Source organism: Streptomyces pseudogriseolus, assembly GCA_002154585.1.
Classification (GTDB): domain Bacteria; phylum Actinomycetota; class Actinomycetes; order Streptomycetales; family Streptomycetaceae; genus Streptomyces; species Streptomyces pseudogriseolus.
The window spans coordinates 1-5,302 of sequence record MUNG01000258.1 but is presented as its reverse complement, the minus strand read 5'-3'; the positions used below and the strand labels follow the sequence as shown (position 1 = coordinate 5,302).

The 5,302-nt window shown below is 72.6% G+C and carries 4 protein-coding genes; 1 reads left to right on the top strand and 3 read right to left on the bottom strand.

The annotated features are described in order from the left end of the window. Positions 1-1,076: cell division protein PerM (locus CCN29_RS22390; RefSeq protein ID WP_442538450.1), on the bottom strand; the 1,076-nt coding region annotated here is incomplete at its 3' end. 96 nt (positions 1,077-1,172) lie between these two features. Here CCN29_RS22390 and CCN29_RS22385 point away from each other — a divergent pair. Continuing rightward, positions 1,173-2,543: a helix-turn-helix domain-containing protein gene (locus CCN29_RS22385; protein WP_086684025.1), complete on the top strand. Its 1,371-nt coding sequence runs from the start codon at positions 1,173-1,175 to the stop codon at positions 2,541-2,543. 87 nt (positions 2,544-2,630) lie between these two features. Here the strand turns inward: CCN29_RS22385 and sucD are convergent, their stop codons facing one another. Beyond that, positions 2,631-3,515: a succinate--CoA ligase subunit alpha gene (sucD, locus tag CCN29_RS22380; RefSeq protein WP_006133533.1), complete on the bottom strand. Its 885-nt coding sequence runs from the start codon at positions 3,513-3,515 to the stop codon at positions 2,631-2,633. A gap of 27 nt (positions 3,516-3,542) precedes the next feature. Next, positions 3,543-4,724 (bottom strand): ADP-forming succinate--CoA ligase subunit beta, encoded by a 1,182-nt coding sequence (sucC, locus tag CCN29_RS22375; RefSeq protein ID WP_006133534.1) that lies wholly within the window; start codon positions 4,722-4,724, stop codon positions 3,543-3,545. Positions 4,725-5,302 lie beyond the last annotated feature (578 nt).

Sequence of the window (5,302 nt, the reverse complement as noted above, 5' to 3'; positions counted from 1 at the left end):
ACGCCGAACCGTCCCTTGCCCGTCACGGCCCCCCGGCCCACGAACCACCCCACCACCACCCCCGCTGTCAGCGGCAGCGCCGCGACCGCCCCGTGCAGCGCGGTGCCCGCGCCCGGGTCCGGCACCGCCGCCAGCAGCGGGAACGGCGGCAGCAGCGGCGCGGCCTGCGCGCCGAGCGGCGTCACCGAGGCCCCGGCGCCGAGCAGGAAACCGGGGCCGAGGGCGTAGGCCGCGGCCCACACCGCCGCGTTCGGCAGCAGCGTGACGCAGAGCAGCAGCACCGCGGCCCACCCCGACCAGCCCTCGGTCAGCCGTCCGAACGCCCGGCGGGTCTCACCGGCGTGCAGCCCCAGCGACACCGTCAGCAGTACCGCACCGCCCGCGACCAGCACCGTCGCGCCGGCCGCCGCGGCGCGCGCCGCGACGCCGGGACGGCCGTCCGGGCCCAGCACCAGATGCCGTACCCCCCGGGGCAGCACCGCGCCCAGCACCTGCTCCAGCGGTCCGCTGGGCCGTCCGTACGCCGTCCACACCCCCGCCCCGGCGGCCACCACCGCGACCAGCGGCACGCAGGTCACGGTCCCCGTCCACGAGGGCCGCAGCGCGCCGCCGGCCGCGTAGAGGGCGGCGGGGGCGGCGACGGCGAGGTAGCCGAGGACGACGCCCGCCCAGGCGGTACGGCCGGGCACCAGCCGGGCGTCGGCGCGGGCGCCTCCCTCGGCGGTGTCCCGCGCCGCCCGGTGCAGCAGCCACACCGGCAGCGCGACCAGCAGCAGCGGCAGGACGCCCATCGGGGCGGGGGCGCCGGAGAGGGTGTCGACGCGGACCAGTTCGGCGCCGTGCGCGAGCAGCCAGAGGGACGCCGCGATGTGCAGGGCGCCGCCGGGTCCGCTGTCGGGGTAGGGCGAGCTGACCCACAGCAGCGTCACGAGCACGGTGAACACCGCGAGGCCCAGCCCGGCGGCGAGGGCGCCCCCGACCAGGCAGGAGGCCAGCCCGGGCGAGCGGTGACGCACCCGGAGGAGCAGGGAGGCCGGCATCGATCGGCGTACGGTCGTCTGGATCACGCCCGCCATGCTCCCAACGACACGCGCTTCACGGGCGTAACGGGCGAACCTCGGCTGTGTCGCTCAATATACGTTTATGTACTTTTCTGTACTGAGGGACGCCCAGTGACACGGAGCCATGCCCTTCCGCTTCCCCCGCCGAACGAACGCCGACGCCTGCGGGAGGCATGCGCGCTGACGCGCGCTCAACTCGCGGAGCGGCTCGGGGTACGCCCCTACACGGTGCGGTCATGGGAGTCCGGCCGCAGCACACCGCGGGGCCGCAACAGGGCCGCGTACGCGGAACTCCTGTCGGCGCTTGCGACGGAGAGGGAAGGGCAGACGCCCGATCAGGCACCGCAGGAACCCCAACCACCGCAGGTGCTGACGATCCGTACGGCACCGACCGCGGGCTCCGAAGGGTCACACGGGGAGGCGTCCCCGAACCCCACCACGTACATCGTGACCCCGACGTCGGCGGACGGACCGGAAGCGGCCGGCGGACCGGAGCCGGGATGTGACCCGGTGTCGGAGAGCGGACCCGCGTCGGGCGACGGGGCGGGCTCACACGGGCCCCGCTTCTCCCCCCGCGCCGCCGCGCCGCGCAGGCGCGGGAGGCGGCGCCCCTCATGGGCGCGGGCCTTGCGGCCCGCGGGCGAGAGGCGTCCGGTGCCGGCCGCCTCTGGCGGCATGGGGCCGTACGTGACGCCCGCCCAGGCCTTCGACGCGCTGTACGCGTACTGCGCGCCCGCCCTCGTCCGGCAGGCGTACCTGCTCACCGGCCGTCGCGACCTCGCGCACGAGTCCGTGGAGAGGGCCTTCCAGCGGGCGTGGGACCACTGGCCGGAGGTGGCGCGTGACCCGGATCCGCCCGGGTGGGTGCGTGCGGCGGCGCACGACTGGGCGCTCTCCCCCTGGCACCGCTTTCTCCTCCGGCACCGGCGCCCCGAGCCCCCGCCGCCGGAGGACGACGACCGAGCGCTGCTGGAGGCGCTGCTGAGCCTGCCGCCGCCGTACCGCCGCACGCTCGTGCTGTACGACGGCGTCGGCCTTGACCTGCCCGACACGGCGGCGGAGACGGAGGCCAGCACGCGGGCCACGGCCGGGCGGCTGATGCACGCGCGTGAGGTCGTCGCTGAGGCGCTCCCGGAGCTGGCCGATCCGGCGGAGCTGCACGACCGGCTGGCGGAGCTGGCGTCCACCGGACGGGCGCGGGCGCCGGAGCCGGCGGCGGTCCGCGGCGGCAGCGAGCGCCGGGCGCGCCTGTGGACGCGGACGGCGGCGGCGCTCACGGTCGTCCTGATCGGCAGCACGGCGATGACGCTGCGCACCGCGCCCACGCACTACGTACCGCCCGTGCCGCCGGGCGAGACGGTGCGGGGCGTGCCGGCGCGGGTGGCGCCGGGCCCGCTCTCGGACGAGGAGCGCGAGCTGCGCGACCGGCTGCGCGAGGCCCTGCACCATGGCCCGGAACGCCTCACCCCCCAGGCCTACTGACCTGCGCGGGCGGAGACGAAGACGGGTGGGCCCGTCCCCCGCCAGGGGAACGGGCCCACCCGTACGATGCGCTGTCGCGCCGGCGGTTCAGCCGGCGAGGATCGCGCGCGCCAGCTTGGCGGTCTCGGTCGGCGTCTTGCCGACCTTGACGCCGGCGGCCTCGAGGGCCTCCTTCTTCGCCTGCGCGGTGCCGGAGGAACCGGAGACGATGGCGCCGGCGTGACCCATGGTCTTGCCCTCCGGCGCGGTGAAGCCCGCGACGTAGCCGACGACCGGCTTGGTCACGTTCTCCTTGATGAACGCCGCGGCCCGCTCCTCGGCGTCGCCGCCGATCTCACCGATCATCACGATCAGGTCGGTCTCGGGGTCGGCCTCGAACGCGGCGAGCGCGTCGATGTGCGTGGTGCCGATGATCGGGTCGCCACCGATGCCGACGGCGGTCGAGAAGCCGATGTCACGCAGCTCGTACATCATCTGGTACGTCAGCGTGCCGGACTTCGAGACCAGGCCGATGCGGCCCGGCTTGGTGATGTCGCCCGGGATGATGCCGACGTTCGACTGGCCCGGGGTGATGATGCCGGGGCAGTTCGGGCCGATGATGCGGGTCTTGTTGCCCTTCTTGCCGGCGTACGCCCAGAAGGCGGCCGTGTCGTGCACGGCGATGCCCTCGGTGATCACGACGGCCAGCGGGATCTCGGCGTCGATGGCCTCGACGACCGCGTCCTTGGTGAACTTCTCCGGCACGAAGATGACGGAGACGTTGGCGCCGGTCTTCTCGATGGCCTCCTTGACGGTCCCGAAGACGGGTACCTCGGTGCCGTCGAAGTCCACGGTCTGACCCGCCTTGCGCGGGTTGACGCCGCCCACGACGTTGGTGCCGTCACCGAGCATGAGCTTGGTGTGCTTCATGCCCGTGGCGCCGGTCATGCCCTGGACGATGACCTTGCTGTCCTTGTTGAGCCAGATAGCCATGGTGTGTTGTGTCCTCGTCCTGAGTGCTTACTTGGCGGCGTGGGCCAGCTCGGCGGCCTTGTCGGCCGCGCCGTCCATGGTGTCGACGCGCTGCACCAGCGGGTGGTCGGCGTCGGTGAGGATCTGCCGGCCGAGCTCGGCGTTGTTGCCGTCGAGACGCACGACGAGCGGCTTCTCGACCTTCTCGCCGCGGTCCTCCAGCAGCTTCAGGGCCTGGACGATGCCGTTGGCGACCTCGTCGCAGGCGGTGATGCCGCCGAAGACGTTGACGAAGACGGACTTGACGTCCGGGTCGCCGAGGATGATCTCGAGACCGTTGGCCATGACCTGGGCGGAGGCGCCACCGCCGATGTCCAGGAAGTTGGCCGGCTTGACGTTGCCGTGCTTCTCACCGGCGTACGCGACGACGTCCAGGGTGCTCATGACGAGACCCGCGCCGTTGCCGATGATGCCGACCTCGCCGTCGAGCTTGACGTAGTTGAGGTTCTTCTCCTTGGCCGCGGCCTCGAGCGGGTTCGCCGCGGCCTTGTCCTGGAGCTCCTCGTACTCGGGGTGACGGAACTCGGCGTTGTCGTCGAGCGACACCTTGCCGTCCAGGGCGAGGACGTCACCGGAGGCGACCTTCGCGAGCGGGTTGACCTCGACGAGGAGGGCGTCCGACTTGATGAAGGTGTCCCACAGCTTGATCAGGACGTTGACGACCTTGTCCGCGACCTCGGCCGGGAACTTGGCGGCCTCGACGATCTCGCGGGCCTTCGCCTCGTCCACGCCGTCGATGGCGTCGATCGCGATCTTGGCGACGGCGTCCGGACGGGTGGCCGCCACCTCCTCGATCTCCATGCCGCCCTCGACGGACGCGATGGAGAGGAAGGTGCGGTTGGCACGGTCGAGGAGGAAGGAGACGTAGTACTCCTCCAGGATCTCCGGGGCCGTCTCGGCGATCATCACCTTGTGGACCGTGTGGCCCTTGATGTCCATGCCGAGGATGTCCGTCGCGCGGGCGACGGCCTCGTCCGGGGTCGCGGCGAGCTTCACGCCGCCGGCCTTGCCGCGGCCGCCGACCTTCACCTGGGCCTTGACGACGGACTTGCCACCGAGACGCTCGGTGGCTGCGCGGGCCGCCTCAGGCGTGTCGATGACTTCACCGGCCAGCACCGGTACATCGTGCTTGGCGAAGAGGTCCCTCGCCTGGTACTCGAACAGGTCCACGCGCTTCCGTCCCTATCAGTGATCTCGCGGTTCGTTGGATGCGTGGGCGTGCCGCGAAGGGCAACGTGACGTCCGCTGTGTCACAAGGGAGGCGCACACGGTGTCCGAGCGCGCGGCATGTCCGTCTCGCAGGTTATCGCCGCATGGGGGGAGCCTCTAAATCGCGAGTCACACGTGAGCGGTGATACCTGTCACATGATGTCGCGTTCTCCGGCACCCCGTGCCGCACGTGAGGGGCCTCACCGGGCTGGGGTTGGCCCGGTGAGGCCCTGCCGAACAACCCGGGCGGGGCGGTGACGCCCGTGATCCGGGGTTGCGGGGAAGCCGGCCTCCATTCCCCAATGCAGGCCGGCCTCCCCTCCGCGAGGTCGCGGCCGGACGAGCCGACGGCTTTCGGCTGTCCGGGTCCTGATGCCCCGCGGAGTCCTTTGTTACCCGTGAGTCAGCAACGGGTGGCGGGCGGGTACGCGATGAGCGCGCGCCCGCGCGGAAGTGAAAAAGGGCTGGGAGAAGTGCGGAGAGATGCGGGGAGGTGCGGTGTGCCGTACGGCCTAGGCGGGCGGGACGTGCACGTCCCG